We start from the raw sequence: 18,252 nt of genomic DNA on the forward strand, positions 1-18,252 counted from the left end.
GAAGATTAAATAAAACCTTAGCAAAAGCACCAAAGATGCGAAATATATAACAATGGGTGACAGCCCTTTGGAGAAAATCACTAGACTAACCAAAGCCCCAACCGGGGCGCAATATAAATTCCCACCATTCCTGTCCTGAGCATATCTTTTATCGCACCCCGTTGGGGCTATGTTTTATTATATGCCTCATTGCTCAGGGCCAAACCCCTGAGTTGATCTATTTCGCTCCTTTGGAGCTTATAACATTAACTGGTATTATCCGTGCAGCGCTACCTGCTTAAAAAGCAAGGGTATTATAGGTTAGCCGAATTATGCACTCTACTAGTTATTTTTCAAATTTTTCCGTTTTACTATTCCATTTCAATTCAACTTTTCCATAAACCACAAATCCATCAACTTCCCATTTATCTTTTATCAACTCACTCAGACTACCCATAAAGTCTTTATTTTCGCTACTTAAAGAATAATATAACCCTGCTTGAATGGCTGTTCCTTGACGAGGCAAATAATAAAAAACGAGCAATTCATTTATTATATCACCAGCATTTTTAAAATGCTTTTGCAAATCATTATAGTCTTCAGATGTAATAAAATCATATATGTCAACTTCTGGAAGAACTTGGCTGTGAGGCAACTCATATACCTTACCTTTCAAAGCCTTATAAAAATTTAAAGAATTTTGTTGAGGACTATTTTTGTCAATATAGTTAAAAGCCAAGATGTGATCTCCTGAAGCTTTTCTAAATACTTTAAACTGTTCTTCAGGAGTATAGTCACCAACGCCGGGTAAATATCCATTTGCACGTATATACCCGTTAGATGTATCCAAGTCAGCTACCTGAACAAGCCAACTGTCTGGATGTCCTTCTTGAATAAGTCCTTTATCTGTACTAACAAATGAAGTCTCTGTGTAGTCATACCTGGTTAATTCTATCGGCAAGGCCTTTACCCAATCAATAACATTAGACTTAGGCTTTATTTCAGCCCTACTGTCAAGTGCTTTCATTATATCTTGACTTATACCAAGAAATGGCGAACCAGCCAAAATCGCTACAAGAGCTATCTTTCTAGAAAACAAATATAAAATATTGCTCATTAGCTTTTTTTGATCTTTATTATAAAAGCTATATTTAATAAAACACTAACAATTAATAGGCCAATCAACCACCCTGAGACAGTCTTTTCTTTAAGTTTCATATCTGAATACCCCCCTTCCTCTTTACTTATAAGACTAGCGATAAACTCATCTTCAGTTGATTTAAAATCAGAAATGACTAAATCTTTACCGGGAACAAACATAACTTTCCTTGAATCAACATAATTTGTAAAGAAAAAGGTAAACCTTTTTTCAGGAGAATGGTCATAAATAATATTCTCGACAGGAGCTCTAGTTCCCCACAAACCGGTTACAACATATGGGCCTTTGGCTTTTTTCTCGTATGAGGACAAAAAATAAAAGGTACTATCATTAGAAAAAATAAAGTACCCATATTGGGAGTCACCCAAGATTTCATGTATGTGAGGAATCTCCAGTACTACAAGTTCCTCGTCTCCTTCTTTATTACTTGGTACATAAAAATTAAAGCACCTTTGACTATAAAAATAATCGATTGCCAACCTTTCTTCGGAAGGATTGATAAACCTATAGGTCTTTTCGCTCAACAGCTCTTCCACTAGCTTATTATATTGTTGAAAGTTTAAAACCTTTTCCAACGGAATTGATTCAAACCTGTATTTTTTATCAAAGAAAAATGCTCTTTGTTCTTTTTTAATATCTTCAACCCTTTCAAAAGCTGAGTTTATGAGATATAATACCTTAGGAATGTCGATCGTCCTTTCCTTTATAAAGACCTTAATTCCGGTAGCGGTATCTTCTCCCGACTTACTTTCATCAAAATAGGTAAATGCCCCATAGCCCAGTGAATAAGTAGCAGAATCCGAGTAAGTGTAGTCATGGTTAAAATAAACAAACACTTTTTCGCCACTATACTCGGCTTTATTCTTCAGATTATCAATTAAATGCAATAATATATTTGCTTTCTGCTTTATTTCAAATTCTGCCCATCCGGTTTTTAGAACAAGGTGTACATCATTTTTATTAAAAAAAATATTTAGATCCTGGTGAGCAAAAGTTGCGAAGGGAATAAAACAAACGAATATTATAACAGCTACTCTCATACACCTTGTTGTTATTCGTACTATATTAATTAATGATCACTAACACGACCTTAAGCCTTATTACAAATAAATTCCTAATGCAAGCACCAAAGGTGCGAAATATATAACAATGGGCGACAGCTCATTGGAAAAAATCACTAGACTAACCAAAGCCCCAACCGGGGCGCAATATCAGTTATATCTTCTATACCCCATTAGGGCTATGTTTATTTAGGGTCTGCTGAAAAACTCAAATTTAACATATGTAAAAAACCGGCCCTGAGCGCTCGCCAGGCCGGTTTTTTATTGTCATCCTTTCAAATACGTCTTTCAGACCCCGAATTATGTTAAAAATTGACTTATGCCATGCTGAAAAACTCAGAAAATAGAGTGCCTGCCTGGTCAATTTGACCAGGTTGAGCACCAGGATTATTGAGGCGATCCACGTTTGGCTGGTATTCTTAAGTCTGGCACGGATACGGTTCATCCCATAGCTGTTTTTTGCTTGTCCAAACTTTCCTTCAACCGGATTCCTCTCTCCTGGACTTACGTGGTTTTCCACTGCCTTTGCGGATGGCCTGCCCAAAGGTTTGGCTGCCAGTTTTATTCCTTTTCCCTTCAACCACTTCCGGTTTTCACGGGTGCAGTAAATTTTGTCTGCCAGTACTTTGGCAGGATAAAAACCAAACCGTTTCCGATATTTTTCAACGTAATCAACAAGATGACTGCCCTCGTTAAAAGCCTCCCAGGACACAGTGTCCAGAAAGGAAAAACCATCCACCATGCTAAGGTGGATCTTGGCTCCAAATTCAGTTTTGGCTCGTGACTTTCCCCGTACAATAGGTCGCACATGAGGCTGATGGATACTAACAATCCGATCTGCTACATGGTGGCCCCGGTTCTTAAACATGCCAAGCTGTTGTTCATAAAGTGTCTGAATGACCCAGTATGACCGCTGTGTACGATGACACAAAGGAAAAACCTCAAAGCTGTCCAGCTGCTTTTCAATGGTCTTGAAGTTTCTTCTAAGGTATTGGAGCTGGGCTTTTATCCCTTTGCGAATTACTTTTCTTGATGGATTCTTGTTCTGGGCCACCTTCAGATAGGTTTTACGAGCTATTTTTCTGTAAGTCCTTGGTTTCTTCCCCTGGGTATTTTTACAATGAAGCTCATCTATGATCTGTTGGGTGATTTCCCTTGCTTTGTTCAGCAGCCCCAAATCGGTTGGGTAAATGATATCTTGAGGACAGGCAGTTGCGTCAAAGATTGCCTCTCCTTTGTTAGACTCTTGCCCACTGGCAAAGGAAGGAGGGTCATTTTTTCCTTTCGTAGTTTTGTCAACTTTTTTTGGGGCTTTTTCCATGTAAAACTCATGGATCCTTTCATTCATCGCATTGATAAGTTCCTGCCCCAACCGTTTTCTGATATCTACAAACAAAGATGGATCAAATGGAGGCTCCTTGATATAAGAACTGTACCCCAGAAAGTATTGCAGATACATGTTTTCGGTAATCTGGGCAACTGTCTCACGATCATCCAGGTTGAGGATATGCTTGATGATCACCACTCCAATCAGCACACGAGGGTTAAGCGCCGGTCTCCCTGTCTTTTTTGGAGGATTGCGTTTGTTGTAGAGATTGACAAGTTCATCCCATGGAATTTTGTTGCTGAGCAAAACCCACCGGTTGTTGGGGTCAAGCTGATTATGAAACGGTGTCTCGAAACCAATAATTGACAACTGGCTGGGACTTGAATATTCGCAGCGTGGTGCACGCCTTTTAGGGGTCTTCTGCATATTTCTTTGCACTTGGACTCCCTCAAATTCATAAAAATAGTTCTAAAATCCTCTTAATGCCGCTATTTTTTATTTCTAAGCAGACCCTATTTACATACTCCATTGCTCAGACCCATGATCTCTTTTGCCAGAATAAGAATAAAAAAGGTCTGGCTTCAAATAGAAACCAGACCTTTGCATTAACTTATATTTCAGTCCTAGACAGGAACCGCTCCTGAAACATCAGATTGTTCAGCCACTTTCTTTCTACGTGGTGCTTTACTTAAGATAAGGTAGCCGAGCACACCTGAAATGGTAGAGGCCGTTAATACACCAATCTTCGCTTGGTTAATAGTATCCGGATTCAAGAAAGCAAGATCCGTAATAAATAGGGACATGGTGAAACCAACGCCAGCCAACAAGGCAACGCCGTAAATATGCATCCAAGTCACATTTTTAGGAAGCTTAGTCCATTTTAGCGCAACAACAAGTTTACAAAACAAAGCAATACCTAACAGCTTTCCTAGACTAAGGCCAAGGATAATACCTAATGCCAAAGGGCTCATAAGGTCCTGAATAAAATTACCTGAAACAGTCACACCTGCATTGGAAAAAGCAAAGATTGGAAGTATCACAAACCCTACAATCGGGTGCAATGCGTGTTCTAGACGTTGCAGTGGCGTATGGGCATCTTTAGAAAGCGTGGTAACTTTATCCAACACATGCAATTCGTCATGGTTTAACATACGCTTGGAGTTTGCAGTACTATTATCAATTTGGGTGTTGAGCTTTCCTAAAAGCGACTTCACTTTATTTGAAAACACAGAAGTGTCTATCCTATAACTTGCAGGGATGGTAAAGGCTGCAAGTACTGCCGCAATGGTAGCATGCACCCCTGACAATAAGAATGCAAGCCAAAGACCTCCAATCCCCAGAATACCATAAAAAGTAGTATTTCTAATTCCAAGCAAATTGGCGCCGATCAGCAAGCCAAAGAACAGAGCACCAAAACCTAGGCTCACAAAAGAGATTTCAGAGGTATAGAAAAACGCAACGACAAGTACAGCACCAAGGTCATCCACAATAGCTAAAGCCGTTAAGAAGACTTTTAGTGCAACAGGCACCTTGTCCCCCAAGATAAAAAGGATACCAAGCGCAAAAGCGATATCAGTAGCCATAGGTATTCCCCAGCCTTTGCTGAAAGGTGTACCATCGTTCAACAAAGAAAAAATAAGTGCGGGTGCTACCATACCGCCAATAGCTGCTACTATAGGCAAAAGGGCTTCTCTAGGTTTGGCGAGCTCTCCTGCCATCATTTCTCGTTTGAGCTCAAGGCCTACTACAAAAAAGAAAATAGCCATAAGACCGTCATTGATCCAGTGGCTCAAGTCTTTTTCTAATCTGGCATTTTCGAACCCGATGGTAAATTTCTGATGCCAAAGTGCATGATAATATTCAGCAAGTGGCGAGTTGGCAACAATTAAGGCAAGAATAGTAACACTAAGCAACACAATACCTGTAGAGGTTTGCTTGTGCATAAAGTGCGATACTGGTTCTACAATATAACGCTCAATTACGGTAGGTTTCATAGATAATTTCTATCTGTTTTTTTTGTGGAATATTCATTAAACAAACAACGTTCCAAATATCGTTAACAGATAATTAAAATTCCCCTTTTTTGCCATTTTTTCGCAAAGCCAAGCCTAAATTTTAATCTACCCCCAAAATTAAAACATATAAAATGTTCAATTTCTACCCCACTTAAAACAACGAAAGCAGATAAAGAGTGGCGGCTTAAACCCGAAAGACACATGTGCGAGCGGAAATTCTGATCCGAATTTTTGCCTGCATAAAACTCTTGTTTTTCGAGCAAAAGAAACACCGCCACTAAACTAACATTATTCTGCCTCTGCCTTTTCTTTCCTTGGAACTAATTCAATGTCATAAACTACAACTTCTGTAATATAGTTTCTCTTTCCTGAATTATCTTCATAGCTCCTGGAAACCAGCTTCCCTTCCACCTTAACTTCTGCCCCCTTATGCAGATTACTCTCAGCGTACTCTGCAAGTTTCCCCCACGCCACCAATGTATGCCAATTGGTATCTGACATCCATTGTCCAGAATAATTTTTGTACGACTCGGACACTCCGATAGACATCCGTGCCATGGTGCGGTTATTAGAAAATGTCTTAATCTCAGGATCTCTGCCTAAAAAACCATTCAAGTAAACTTTGTTTTTAATGTTAGCCATAATTATCTTGTTTTTAAATAGTTGATTAATTTATTTTTACAATCCCGGCCGTGATTAATGTTGTGATGCAAAAGTGGAAAAGCATTGAAAAATTATTCGTCTATTAAACATTTATAAGCGTTTATAAATGTTTGCAAACGTTTATAAACGATTTTTTAACTATAAATCAACTTGTTATGAAACCAAAAAAATGCCTGGAATGTCAGCAATTTTTTCAAGGCAGAAGTGACAAGAAGTTCTGTTCCGACTACTGCCGCAATGCCTGGCACAACCGGCAGAATGGAGGTGCCAACCATCTCATGCGTACAGTAAACAGCGTACTTCGAAAAAACAGACGTATATTAGCAGAATGTAATCCAGATGGGAAAGCCCGTATGTCCAAAGAAAGACTGATGGCCATGGGCTTTAACTTTAACTACTTTACCAATATATACCGGACAAATTCAGGCAAGGCCTATTACTTCTGCTATGACCAAGGATATTTAGAGCTGGAAGATGAAACAGTGACACTGGTTGTTAGACAAGAATACGTAAAGTAGGACGCGCTGAAAAACGTCCAAAATATTGATCTGTTTATATTTGTATAATTAGGAGGTATAGGTGCAAGGGTCTATCGGTTATTTTTTATTTTCCGTGCACAGTAAATTGAGAAGCTTTTAACCCTTTTTTTGGGCTAGCCACAAGCGCACAATTTACTTTATGGCCTTACATTCGAAGTATGCCAATACGTCTTCATGTAAGGCCATGCTTAGCGTAGCCACAAGACATGCCTTGTGGCTACGCACACTTGTGACTTTTTCAGCAGGGACCTAAATAAACAATTAAGGCTAGGAGAGGTAGTGTTGAACACTAGTACCTAATAGTTTATCCTATAACCTTAGCCATAATTTACTACATTTGGCACAAAGTAAGGCGAGTTTTAATTTTTACAATAATGACAGTACATGAACTTCTCGACAGGGCCTTGTTTTACTCCTACCGCAAACAGTGGGACAAAGCGCTTGAATATGCCCAGCAAGCAGTAGGCAGTGCCCCTGATGATTTTTTGGCTTATAAGAGGTTGAGCCTAGCACTATGGAATACCAATAGAAAAGAAGAGGCTGTTGAGATATTGGAAAAGTCGATTGAACTGAATCCAGAGTTTGCAAGCGCTTACTATAATATGGCATGTTACCAAGCGCTTAATAACAACAAAAAAGACATGTTGGTGAATTTGAAAAAATCGATTCAGTTGGACGAGTATACCGACTATTGTAAAATGGCGAAAGAAGACGAAGATTTTAAAAGTTATTGGAATGATAAAGACTTTGGGGAAGTAGTTGAATCGAAAAAACCGAACAGAAGGTTGCTTAAAGAGATATTTGCCAGCGAAAATTATGAACTTATAAGCAATACACTTCTTAAAATAGATAATGAGATCCCAACTGGTGCAGTTACATGGTCTTCTGACGATGGCGACGACAGCATTAGTACTTTATTGGAAAGTAAAGCCGATAAACTTAGAGTAGATTCATTGCTGTACTTGTATCAAATTACTACAATGAATGAGTCCATAGAAGAGTTTGACGGACTTTCAACTTTGATCAACACGCTGCATTCTAAACTTACTGATACATTTGAGGATATATTGATAGACACTTGGAAAAACAAATCCGACAACAATGATGAAAGACGCAATGTCAAATACTGTTTGCTAAACGCCATGGAAGAGCTCCCCGTAAATAAAATGGCAGAGATAAGTTTATGGGGACTAAAATCTTATGGCAAAAGTGCAATTAAGGACTATGAGGATTTAGTTGCCATTTCGCTTGAAAAATTACCAGAACAACATTTGCTAAGAACAGAGCTGGTGAATCTGTTATACGATTATCTGTTCACTGAAGCGCCTGAGCATAAAACATTCGAAGAAAAGCAATATAGCGTTAAAATAACTTTGGAACCGCCCCCGATAACCATTGACTACTCTCAAAAAGGTGACTGGCTATATGAAAAGGCAGCACTGTCTCATTTTCACCCGGTACATGTTATTAATGGAGCATGCCAATTGGCTATTCAAAGGAATCCTGCCTTAGTTAATTTAGTAAGGGAGAAACTTCCGGATATTTGTAAAATTATCCTCAACCCTGAAATAGATTTAGATTTACGCACAACGGCTGTAAAAGACATAATTAAAAAACTGGGGAATAAAAAGATCGCAGTATCACTCTCCCCTACGTTACACGAAAAATCTCCGATGTTCTTAGAGGCCATTGGTGAACTGCTGCACTATCATAACATAATGCCCGAGGAAAGCAAAGTTGCTGTAAGTTATCTCATTGATGCATATAAGGAAGCAGATGAATACTATATGTACGATATAATATGTGCATTAAGATGGTACAAAGACCAACGGGTCGTCCCACTATTGGTACAACAGCTTGATAAAAACTATGAAGCTTTGAGAAGAGAAGCAATTATCGGGTTAGGAATACAACAAGCTACATCAGCAATTCCGGAATTGGTAAAACAGCTTACTGAAGGTTCTGGACAATGTATAAGTGCTGCTGCCAAAAGCCTATCGGCGATTAAAGGAGATGCATTGTCGGAACTCAAGGATACAGTTATCTATAATAAAGTTTTAGAAGCTGCCAAACAAAACCCACGTTGGGCTACAGAAGCACTAGCTTATTTTGATGTACCGGGCATTACAGATGATTTATTAAATCTATTGATTAATAACAAAGAGTACGAAGCTACTGTTCACTTAGCTAACGGTTTAGCAAAGCGAGGCACTGAGAGGGTTTTTCCGGAATTATTACAAATAGGACTTGATAGACACAAAGGCAAAACTATCGGAGAAAGATACTTTGTAAAAATTTTCAGGTCCATTGCTCGACGGTTGGGCACTCCTTCAGATGAAGAAAGCTTAAAGAACACAAAAGATATAGTCGCTAAATGTGACAGGCAAGACCTGAACGATTTTATAAATAGCATGAATGCTGATGCAAAGTATGCATTTTTAAAAGAACCTACAGAGACTGAAAAAACAGCAGAAGAAAACTTTGCCAAGATCTACGCCAGCGCATTTAAAAGTTTAACACCTGAAGCATATAAATTGGGAGAAGTAATGTTCTTAGGCCAAATCCGGTAAATAACGACCAAGTTTTAGAAAACAAAGAAAAGAGCTTATCATATGTGCCGTATAAAAAACTTGAGCATAGTACTTGTCACTTTCAAAACCTGTATTCTTTTTCCACCGCAAAAGATAAACCCTATTGCGTAATCTGAGTTATATGTTAAACCTGAAATATGCAATAGAACTTTCTTTTGCGCAGCAAGACTCAAGTTAAAATTCTAATACATAAACCATATGATGAAAAATATACCTTCCAAAACCATTGGCGTATTTGTGTTAGCACAACTATTGTTTATGATTGTGTACAGCCATAGCAGAGAACACCTATTTCAGGCCGTACCTGGACACGCCTTAGGGCTTATAACAACTTTTGGCACTACCTTAATACTAACAGTTGCTTTACTTCAAATAAAAAAAGAAATTAAACACCTACTTGATTACAAAATCGCTTTTATGGCCTGTGCCACTATTGCTGTCTTCGCAAATTTCCTCTTCCAAGGTTATTGGCTCACGATAAACATTGGCCATTTGGACGGAGACTTTGCCTCAGATCGCCTGACAAAGTTTTCTGTAACTACTTCTTGGATGCTGGTGGTGAGTGCTACAGTTTCAATATTCTTTAGAAAAACAAGCACAAATGAGAAAAATCCTCTATCAAATAAAGAGCATAGTTATTAGAAAATTATTCAACCAAAACACTTATAATCAATATATTATACTTTAAATTCAAAAATATCTTTTAACATTTAAATATATAATTGCCGATAAAGTTCCAGTTTTTATATATTAGAATTATTTTAGCAAAATAAAATAGTATAAATATTTAATTGGGAGCAGACTTGGCATCTAAATTGGCACAAATCAGCAAAGCTTTTTATCTCTTTTTAGCTTTATCATTTTCAACTTCTTATTTTGTACAAGCGCAGGTACCAGACAGGAAAATAGTGTATCCACATACACTGTTATGGAACAAGTTGGAAGTAGCGGAAATTATTGAAAACACAAAATTCGGTATTGGCTTTGATGCCATACACAGACGCTCAAATGAGCTTGGGACAGGAACTGTATTTGATCGACACCTCCGTACGAGCGTACGTCCTTGGGTACACTATCAGTTTTCTCCTTATGCAAGACTATCTGTTAGTCCGTTAGGGTATTTTCACAGTAACGAATATGCTGCTTTAGAGGCAGATTTGGAGCGACCTACCTTTCACGAACTGCGATCCACCATCCAATTTTTCCATCATCATCCCATGTTAGGTGGACGAATTATGCATACTTGGCGTTATAGGTATGAGTTTCGTAACCAATATCAACCAGGCAGCGAAAGTTATCGCTTTTTCACAAGGTTTCGTTTCCGTTATAGAATAAGGGTAATGCTCAACACACCAGACTTTTATACACCAGGCACCATATATGCAGCTGTATCCAATGAAATTGGTTTAAATATTGGAAGAAATGTAGTAATGAACACTTTTAACCAAAACCGTGTTTATGCCGGGATAGGATACCGATTCCTTAATGCAATGAGGGTTGAACTCCGGTATCTTGACCGCTTCCGTACCCGCGGAGCTACAGGTTTTGAATTTGATCATGGAAGGGGAATTATGATAGCCCTTAATATTGACCAGTTAACCTATATTGGCAGAAGGTATACTCGACCTATTCAATATGCCGATTAAAAACTTAAAGAACAATGCATTTTATAAAAAAGTACTATCGGATTCCTACAATAATCCTAGCTCTAATTGGTGCATACATACTTGGACAGCGTGCACCAAAAGCCTCTTACACAGGAGAAATTATTCCTCGGAAAGAAGCATTTTCGTTATACACGCTCAAGTCTGAGGCAGACGAACTGTTTATTGACAAAAAATACCAAGAAGCTTTTGAGATTTACAATAAGTTAACAAAGAAAACAGGGGACAGTACCCTATTACAGAAAAGGGAAATTAGTAGAAAAGAAAATGCTTTCGTTAAGAAGGAACTACTGACGCTTTTAAAAAACTGCCCAGAATCACTAAAAAAATACGGGGCAAAAAGCCCAGAAGAGCTTCAGCAGGAAGACCTCCTAGACTGCACCGTCGACTGCTTTAAGGATGTTAAACAAACAGCATCTTATTCTAAAGAGCGGTTAAAAGAGATAGACGGAAAAACGCTTCTTCAGTTTAAAAGCAGCGGCGGGAACAAAGTATATTATTTGGGCTATATCCTAGACAGTTTGGCCAGTGGCATGGGCACGGGCATCTTCGAAACGGGCAGCATTTATGAAGGAGAATGGAAAAATAACCAGCGTCACGGCAAAGGTTTCCAAAAATTCAAAAATGGAGAGGTCTATGAAGGTGATTGGAGAAACGACAAGCGCGAAGGTTCCGGTATTTACACTTTCAGAAATGGTGACTACTATAAAGGTGAATGGAAAGCAAACAAAAGAGATGGTTTTGGCACAGTAGTTAGTGCCAGAGGCGATACTCTGGTTCACGGGTACTGGAAAGAAGACAGCTTCGACCGTAGAAAAACCCGCAAAATGAAAGTGGAACAATAAAGACATTCTTACAAAGCCCTAAGATTACTTCTTAGGGCTTCTGTTTTACTGCCATCTTTTCCCCTCTTGAAATGTACTGGTATACCCGTTTCGTCAAAGCACGAATTTCTTTTCGATCTCCCTGAGCTACCCGTACATATTTTTGACTCATAGTTTCATGCAATTCAAGAGCAGTATATTGACTGTTCATTTGCAGAGGGTTAACACTTGTTCTACCGCCATAAACCAACCAAGATTTATTCCTGTGTACAAGTTTGCATTTAGAAAATTCAGATAAGGGTTTACAATTATGGGAAGAAAAGACAAAGTAAGACCTACTAAAAATTACCTCTTGTTTTTCTAAGTCTAATGTTACAGTTTTCCTCAAACTAAATAGGGAACATAACAGGAAAACAAACCCAATGGAATAAACCTCTCCCATAAGAGCTGTAAGAGCTAATGGGATCAAGGCCATGACCAACAAGGCCATAACCAATGGATTTAAAATAGGGCTAGTATACTTGTACCGCAAGAAGATTGTTGTTTAACAGTATTTTAAAATATAAAGCATCACTATTTCCCAAAGCGAACCATATATTCCACCCCCTTATACGGCATGACTAAATAGGGAGTTTTTTAGTTTATGATCTCCTAAAAGAGCAAATGGGGCAATAATAAACTCACCCCATTTATTCATTTGAAATGTATTTCCTTTTTTTACTTAATAAGTTTTCTATCCAGTGCAGTTTTTGTGTACACTTCCTTAATGGCATTTACTTCTTCAAACAAACCCTTGATTTCTTTTTGCTTTTGGAAATCTTGGTGAATGTGGTTAAGCAACTGCAAAGAAGCTTCTATTTCGTCTTTCTTAATGGCTACACTTTCTACATTAAAACCCACAGGAATTCCCTTGTCTTTTGCAAAACTGCTTAATTCCTTATATATCTGATAGCTGATATCGTAAGATTTTTGCAAAATATCTTGCGCATTTAACAAATCATTCTCAACCCATTTAGGAATAGACACCCCCAACCACTTCAGAAATTCCAAGGTTTTAGGAGACCCACATAAAGTCAATGTGAAAATAATAGGCTTTTTTTCCAGTCCTGTATGCTCACATAAGTAATGGTAATCCGACAAAAAGTTTTTTGAAGCTTCTGCATGATATACCGCCTGGGAAATAAAGAAATTACACCCACTTTTTATTTTATCCCTCACCCTAATATGTTCATCATTTTTCTTCTGATGCCTCTCAGGAATCATTATACCTCCCAAATTAATCAGGTCAGACTTTTGAATAAGCTTATAAGCCTCCGGCAAAGTAATAGAAACCTTTTGAGAGCTGGACGAAGGCCCTACAAAAACATAATGTTGTTTTTGGTTTACCTCTCTTATCTCCTTACTAAGTTTATTTGGACAACAGTTGCCAACGCACTTAAATAAAACCTTAGGGACATTTATTTCATTTAGATAAGAATCGGCATATTTCTTAGGATCCATGGTCGGCAAAAATGGGTAAGGCCGGTCATCTGAAATCCGATCAGACTCATCCTGTATGTCGTAAATAATAAGTGCGTCAATGTTCAGGTTCTTGATCCTGTCAATCTGTTTTTTTGCAATCTCCTGTACTTTCTCCTCTGTATTGTTCGCTTTAGGCGGAGTAATTCCGTATGTCAGCATAATCTTCCCTTCTTTTTTACTGCAATTTACAAAATTAATATGTAAAACTTACATGATCCGACACTTTGAAACCATGTGCCAGTGAGATGCTCCGTTTAACCATAGCTGGCAAAAAGTTGCTGACCATATATCGCAGGCTTTTTGCTATTGTAAACCTTTTATAATAACAATTGTAATATGGACTATTTGTTTTTAAAACTGAGAAAGTTACAATCCCAAAAAACGGGACATTATTTCTCATTCAGAACCTCTTTCATTACTGAAGAATGATATTGGACCCACCTGGCCAATCTTTTATGGCTAGTATCAACAAAATCAGGCAAACTGTCGGCAATATTATGCGCTTCTTTAGGGTCTTTGGCAAGATCAAACACCATGGATTTATTTTCAGTAGCGTCATAAATAAATTTATATTCCGGGGTTCTATAACCAAACAGATAGTTTGAGCGAGGATTGAAAAAATAAGCCCGGTTTGCCCTTTTAGTATTAAACAAGCTACCCCCTTGCCATTCTGAAGGAGTAGGCAGGTTTAAAACATCCATTATGGTCGGAGCTAAGTCTACTTGTCCACCAACAACCTCTTTCACATTTTCATTATACAAAACAGGATTGATAAAAATCAACGGAATCCTGACATTTTCCTCATATACATAAACCGCATGCCCCACCTGTCCATGCCTGCCAAAAGCTTCGCCATGGTCGCCCAGGATTATTACCAATGTTGAATCCATCAAATCACGTTGCTTTAATGCGCCCAAAACTTTTCCGAACACCGCATCGCTGTGGTTCAACGCATTCAAATACCGATTTAGCTCGGGATTTTCGTCTCCAATATAATCCTTTTCCGGCCCAGAAGCAAAATAAGGGTAATGGGTTTGCATAGTCCATATAGTTGAGAAAAAAGGAGCGTCCACATCATCCAGCCAATTGATAAAAGCATCTGCCATACACTCTTCATCAACCCCATCCAAATATTTCCATTCTTTGGTACTACCCACCATTACTTCGCCATCACAAGGTATGTTTTGATAATCCTTTATCAAATCGAACTTTCTATGGGAAAGGTATTCATCCATTTTCTGAAACCGATTGTCGGAAGCATGGAAAAAAGACGTTTGGAATCCGTGACTTTTTAATTCTGAACTAATAGTAGGCCATTTAATATCGGGATACTCTACAGTCAGGGTTTTATATGATATTAAAGGATATATAGACCCCAATATTGACACCAAAGAATTATTGGTGGTAGGAGTATGCGCATAGATATCAGAAAAAACCAACGCGTGCTTTAAATGCTTTTCGATATTTGGTGTCACTTCATACTCCCGGTCATAACCTGCAACATATTCAGCGGGAACAGATTCCAGTACATATAATAATACATTCTTTATTTGAGATGCCTTGGGGTCTAGGTTAGCTTTATGGTTAATTTCAGGCTTAGGGAACGGCTCAAAATCATCCGGCAGCTCCATATTATACAAATCAGGCTGATCAAAATACATCGTATGAATGGCTGATTCTGTAAATGCAACAATAGGATTTGCTGTCTGGTTATATTTCAGCCCCTTTTGCTCAATGAAATATCTTGCTCCAATAAAATATGTAAAAAGCAATAAAATGGAAACATAAGTAACAGACCTTAGCTTAAGATTAGAAATGGCCCATTTGTCAATAGCCCATTTCAACAACCAGCCACCACTAATAACCAAACCACTGAAGCATAAAATTTCGAGTATCAGCCATAGATTCACATTGGCCATTATGGCTTGCTTACTGTCACTATTGCCCAGAAAATCTGAATAATAAAGCCATTGATAGTTGAATGGCGTACCTAACATATGCACATTGACCACATTGACCAAGGCTGCCAAAATAACCAAAACAGCTAGCCCATTATAGGTGTAGCCAAGCATCTTTAACCGCTTTACCTTATGGATCCACACATATCCTAATAATAAAAAAAAGAGGGTTATCGCACTAATGAAAAGCCAGTCGTACCAGGCAGCCGCCAAAATGTAAGGCGCTGACCTTGGTGATGTAAAAAAAGAGAAATAGCTCAACTGCATTACCTTGCCACGGATAAGCAGAAGAACAAACAGCAAAAAAACATAGCTTCCTATTATCTTATACAACAAGTTCTTGTTCATAATTACTCCTCTAAGATTTTTTCCATTGTTTTTGAATGATATTGCACCCATTGCGCCAAACGCACCTTGCTTGTGTCCACAAAACCGGGGATCTGTTTGGCTATATTGATCTTCTCCTCGGGGTCATCCTTAAGGTCAAATACCATTATTTCATCAAGAGCGGCATCGTAAATAACCTTACGGCTATCAATACGATACCCAAAAAGGTATCCTGAATAGGGGTTAAAGAAAAAGGTACGATTGGGATGTTCTTCATTAAATAGGCTTATACCTTGCCATTCTTTAGGAGGTTCTAGGTTCAGAACATCCATAATACTAGGAGCAATGTCTATATGCCCGCCAATAATTTCTTTAGTTTGCCCACTAAACAATGCAGGGTTTATAAAAATAAGAGGAACTTTAATGTTTTCTTCATAAACATGAACAGCATGTCCAAATTGTTCATGTTGCCCAAAAGCCTCACCATGATCACCTACAATTACAATCAAGGTTGACTCCATCAACTCTCGTTTTTCTAGATCTGAAATTATTTTCCCAAGCACATCATCGCTATGGTTTAAAGCATTTAAGTACCGGTTAAATACAGGGTCCCCTACCTGATAATCTTTTTCTTCTCCAGAAACAAAATAAGGGTAATGGGTCTGCATGGTCCATAAAGTGGCAAAAAATGGTCCATCATCTTTTCTTTGATCCATCCATTTAATAAAAGCAGCACCCATACACTCCTCATCAACACCATCTAGGTGCTTCCACTCCTCTGTACTGCCAATGAAAGTATCTCGCTCACAAGGTATGGTCTTATAGTCATGCACCTCATCATACTGACGGTAAGATAAAAAAGTATCAACTTTTTGGAAACGGTTGTCAGAAGCATGCAAAAAATTCGTATGATAATTCCTTTTTTTCAGTTCTGCGCTTAAATCTGGCCAATGAATGTTGGGATATTCATGAGTAATTGATTTATAAGAAATCATCGGATATAGCGAACTTAAAATAGACACTAGTGAATTATTCGTTGCCGGTACATGTGCATAAATATCAGAAAAAACCATACCCCGACTTAAGTTATCCTCAATAACCGGTGTTACTTTGATATTCCCTGGGTAACCTGCCACATAATCTACTGGGACAGATTCTAGAACAAAAAGAAGTACATTTTCAATAGAATTATCTACTCCTTTGTATGAAGTTTTACGAACTAATTCTCGCTGGTCAAAAGGCTCAAAGTCTTTTGGGATGTCCATTGTAAAAAGGTCCGGTTGATCGTCTGATAAAACCTTAATTACGGATTCGGAGAAAGCAATAACCGGATTGGCAATATGACTGTAAGAAAAATCACTACGGTTGATATAATATTTTGCGGATAAAAAGTACCCCACCATTAAAATTGCGAATACGGCGAAGACATGCTTTTTATATCGAAAACCATGAACCCTCTTTAGCGCTTTACCTAATACTAATCCACATGAAATAGTCAATAAACTAAAGGCCACAAAGTCAAGCAACAGTCTTTTGGTAAGGTTAGCAGCTATGGCCTTTTTGCTATCGCTGTTATCCAAAAAATCGGAATAATAAAGCCATTGATAATTGAAAGGTCCTCCCAACATGGCAATATTTTTCACATTCACAAGTGCAACAAAAATCAACAAAACAACTATTGCACTATATAAAGTGGACATGTGCTTTAAAATGCCAGGTCTGCTTTTCAACCAAAAACAACATATTAAAAATATGGCAGAAAGCCCTATAGCAAAAGCCACATCATAAAAAGCTCCAAAAGCAATACGCCCGGCAAGTCCAGGTGATTTTAAAATAGCAAAATAACCATGGTTTAGTGCATTTCCACGAATAACCACAAGCACTAATAAAAAAAAGCATGTTATACCTAAGATTGCTCTACTAGTAGACCTTAGCATAGTACTTCTGTTTAAAATTTATAAAAAACACTAACAACTAACCACATAAGAACTAAAGTTAACTATAGGTTAAGCCTACATTAAGAAATAGTTAAGCATTACTAACCGTAGAATGTTTGAAATAAAGCAGATGGAAAGTGACAGGAGGGTTATAAAGGAAATGAGCATTCAGTAAGACACTAAAATACAATAAGATAATAGGGTTACCCACTTAGATATCTTATGTGTTATTATCTTACTTAGGCTCGCTAAGTTACTTTTTGCCTCGCCGGCAGGGCCTTACTTTTTTTCTTAGACAAAAAAAGTAAGCAAAAAAGTCAAGGCCTGTGATGAAATTTGCTAAACTTTATAACCATTACGCTATCCCGATAGCTATCGGGATGAAACTCACCCTCCTTGCGTCGGGCTCAAACAGCAAATTTTTTGGCCGCTTCATGCTTATAAAGTTCTTAACGCAATTTCATCAATGGCCACCTTATTTTCTAACAATGGAACTTATCGCCATTTAAGAAAGGCAGTTTAAAGCATTTTATCGTACAAAAAAACTTATACCTCCTAGAGACTTAAATGGGCAATCTTATAAGATAAAACCATCAGATACACAGGCAAAACAGATCCCCCTTTAACGTTTCACAAAGAAACCGATCTTAAGTAGCCGAACCAGGCAATCTTTTTATTAAATTTACG

General features: G+C 38.0%; 14 protein-coding genes. 5 read left to right on the top strand and 9 right to left on the bottom strand.

Annotated features, from left to right (window positions below):
* Window positions 1–325: 325 nt before the first annotated feature.
* From RCC89_20575 to RCC89_20595, 5 genes are all read right to left on the bottom strand, one after another.
* Window positions 326–1,096: a hypothetical protein gene (locus RCC89_20575; protein WMJ75534.1), complete on the bottom strand. Its 771-nt coding sequence runs from the start codon at window positions 1,094–1,096 to the stop codon at window positions 326–328.
* Window positions 1,096–2,178 carry a hypothetical protein gene (locus tag RCC89_20580; GenBank protein ID WMJ75535.1) on the bottom strand — a complete coding sequence of 361 codons (1,083 nt, stop codon included), beginning with the start codon at window positions 2,176–2,178 and terminating at the stop codon, window positions 1,096–1,098. Before RCC89_20580 ends, RCC89_20575 begins: the two co-directional genes overlap by 1 nt.
* 235 nt (window positions 2,179–2,413) lie before the next feature.
* Window positions 2,414–3,952, bottom strand: a complete 1,539-nt coding sequence (locus RCC89_20585) for an IS5 family transposase (GenBank protein WMJ75536.1) — start codon at window positions 3,950–3,952, stop codon at window positions 2,414–2,416.
* A gap of 197 nt (window positions 3,953–4,149) precedes the next feature.
* The gene (gene nhaA / locus RCC89_20590; protein ID WMJ75537.1) at window positions 4,150–5,520 is read right to left on the bottom strand and encodes a Na+/H+ antiporter NhaA; all 1,371 of its coding nucleotides are present in this window, start codon (window positions 5,518–5,520) and stop codon (window positions 4,150–4,152) included.
* A gap of 309 nt (window positions 5,521–5,829) precedes the next feature.
* On the bottom strand, window positions 5,830–6,183 hold the full coding sequence (locus RCC89_20595; GenBank protein ID WMJ75538.1) for a single-stranded DNA-binding protein: 354 nt from the start codon (window positions 6,181–6,183) through the stop codon (window positions 5,830–5,832).
* Between the two features lie 176 nt (window positions 6,184–6,359).
* Here RCC89_20595 and RCC89_20600 point away from each other — a divergent pair, with 176 nt between their 5' ends.
* The 5 genes from RCC89_20600 to RCC89_20620 all read left to right on the top strand — a co-directional run bounded on the left by RCC89_20600 (window position 6,360) and on the right by RCC89_20620 (window position 11,843).
* The gene (locus RCC89_20600; GenBank protein WMJ75539.1) at window positions 6,360–6,722 is read left to right on the top strand and encodes a hypothetical protein; all 363 of its coding nucleotides are present in this window, start codon (window positions 6,360–6,362) and stop codon (window positions 6,720–6,722) included.
* Between the two features lie 395 nt (window positions 6,723–7,117).
* A complete protein-coding gene (locus RCC89_20605) occupies window positions 7,118–9,313 on the top strand; it encodes a hypothetical protein (protein WMJ75540.1) in 2,196 nt (731 codons plus the stop codon).
* Between the two features lie 219 nt (window positions 9,314–9,532).
* Complete coding sequence (locus RCC89_20610) at window positions 9,533–9,976, top strand: hypothetical protein (GenBank protein ID WMJ75541.1); 444 nt, start codon at window positions 9,533–9,535, stop codon at window positions 9,974–9,976.
* A 149-nt stretch (window positions 9,977–10,125) separates the two neighbouring features.
* Complete coding sequence (locus RCC89_20615) at window positions 10,126–10,980, top strand: DUF2490 domain-containing protein (protein ID WMJ75542.1); 855 nt, start codon at window positions 10,126–10,128, stop codon at window positions 10,978–10,980.
* Window positions 10,981–10,994: 14 nt separating this feature from the next.
* Window positions 10,995–11,843 (top strand): hypothetical protein, encoded by an 849-nt coding sequence (locus RCC89_20620; GenBank protein ID WMJ75543.1) that lies wholly within the window; start codon window positions 10,995–10,997, stop codon window positions 11,841–11,843.
* Between the two features lie 31 nt (window positions 11,844–11,874).
* On the opposite strand, the gene RCC89_20625 is transcribed toward RCC89_20620, so the two are convergent.
* The 4 genes from RCC89_20625 to RCC89_20640 form a co-directional block, all read right to left on the bottom strand.
* Window positions 11,875–12,033, bottom strand: a complete 159-nt coding sequence (locus RCC89_20625) for a hypothetical protein (GenBank protein ID WMJ75544.1) — start codon at window positions 12,031–12,033, stop codon at window positions 11,875–11,877.
* 506 nt (window positions 12,034–12,539) lie between these two features.
* Window positions 12,540–13,502 carry a methylenetetrahydrofolate reductase gene (locus RCC89_20630; protein ID WMJ75545.1) on the bottom strand — a complete coding sequence of 321 codons (963 nt, stop codon included), beginning with the start codon at window positions 13,500–13,502 and terminating at the stop codon, window positions 12,540–12,542.
* Between the two features lie 230 nt (window positions 13,503–13,732).
* The gene (locus tag RCC89_20635) at window positions 13,733–15,649 is read right to left on the bottom strand and encodes an LTA synthase family protein (protein WMJ75546.1); all 1,917 of its coding nucleotides are present in this window, start codon (window positions 15,647–15,649) and stop codon (window positions 13,733–13,735) included.
* A gap of 2 nt (window positions 15,650–15,651) precedes the next feature.
* Complete coding sequence (locus tag RCC89_20640; protein ID WMJ75547.1) at window positions 15,652–17,565, bottom strand: sulfatase-like hydrolase/transferase; 1,914 nt, start codon at window positions 17,563–17,565, stop codon at window positions 15,652–15,654.
* Between the last annotated feature and the right edge of the window lie 687 nt (window positions 17,566–18,252).

Source organism: Cytophagaceae bacterium ABcell3, assembly GCA_030913385.1.
Classification (GTDB): domain Bacteria; phylum Bacteroidota; class Bacteroidia; order Cytophagales; family Cytophagaceae; genus ABcell3.

Bases quoted from the DNA above. Each gene is read 5' to 3' on its own strand.
- RCC89_20575 (WMJ75534.1), bottom strand. From the start codon at position 1,096: ATGAGCAATATTTTATATTTGTTTTCTAGAAAGATAGCTCTTGTAGCG.
- RCC89_20635 (WMJ75546.1), bottom strand. From the start codon at position 15,649: ATGAACAAGAACTTGTTGTATAAGATAATAGGAAGCTATGTTTTTTTG.
- RCC89_20640 (WMJ75547.1), bottom strand. From the start codon at position 17,565: ATGCTAAGGTCTACTAGTAGAGCAATCTTAGGTATAACATGCTTTTTT.
- RCC89_20630 (WMJ75545.1), bottom strand. From the start codon at position 13,502: ATGCTGACATACGGAATTACTCCGCCTAAAGCGAACAATACAGAGGAG.
- RCC89_20620 (WMJ75543.1), top strand. From the start codon at position 10,995: ATGCATTTTATAAAAAAGTACTATCGGATTCCTACAATAATCCTAGCT.
- RCC89_20610 (WMJ75541.1), top strand. From the start codon at position 9,533: ATGATGAAAAATATACCTTCCAAAACCATTGGCGTATTTGTGTTAGCA.
- RCC89_20625 (WMJ75544.1), bottom strand. From the start codon at position 12,033: ATGAACAGTCAATATACTGCTCTTGAATTGCATGAAACTATGAGTCAA.
- RCC89_20605 (WMJ75540.1), top strand. From the start codon at position 7,118: ATGACAGTACATGAACTTCTCGACAGGGCCTTGTTTTACTCCTACCGC.
- nhaA (WMJ75537.1), bottom strand. From the start codon at position 5,520: ATGAAACCTACCGTAATTGAGCGTTATATTGTAGAACCAGTATCGCAC.
- RCC89_20580 (WMJ75535.1), bottom strand. From the start codon at position 2,178: ATGAGAGTAGCTGTTATAATATTCGTTTGTTTTATTCCCTTCGCAACT.
- RCC89_20595 (WMJ75538.1), bottom strand. From the start codon at position 6,183: ATGGCTAACATTAAAAACAAAGTTTACTTGAATGGTTTTTTAGGCAGA.
- RCC89_20585 (WMJ75536.1), bottom strand. From the start codon at position 3,952: ATGCAGAAGACCCCTAAAAGGCGTGCACCACGCTGCGAATATTCAAGT.
- RCC89_20600 (WMJ75539.1), top strand. From the start codon at position 6,360: ATGAAACCAAAAAAATGCCTGGAATGTCAGCAATTTTTTCAAGGCAGA.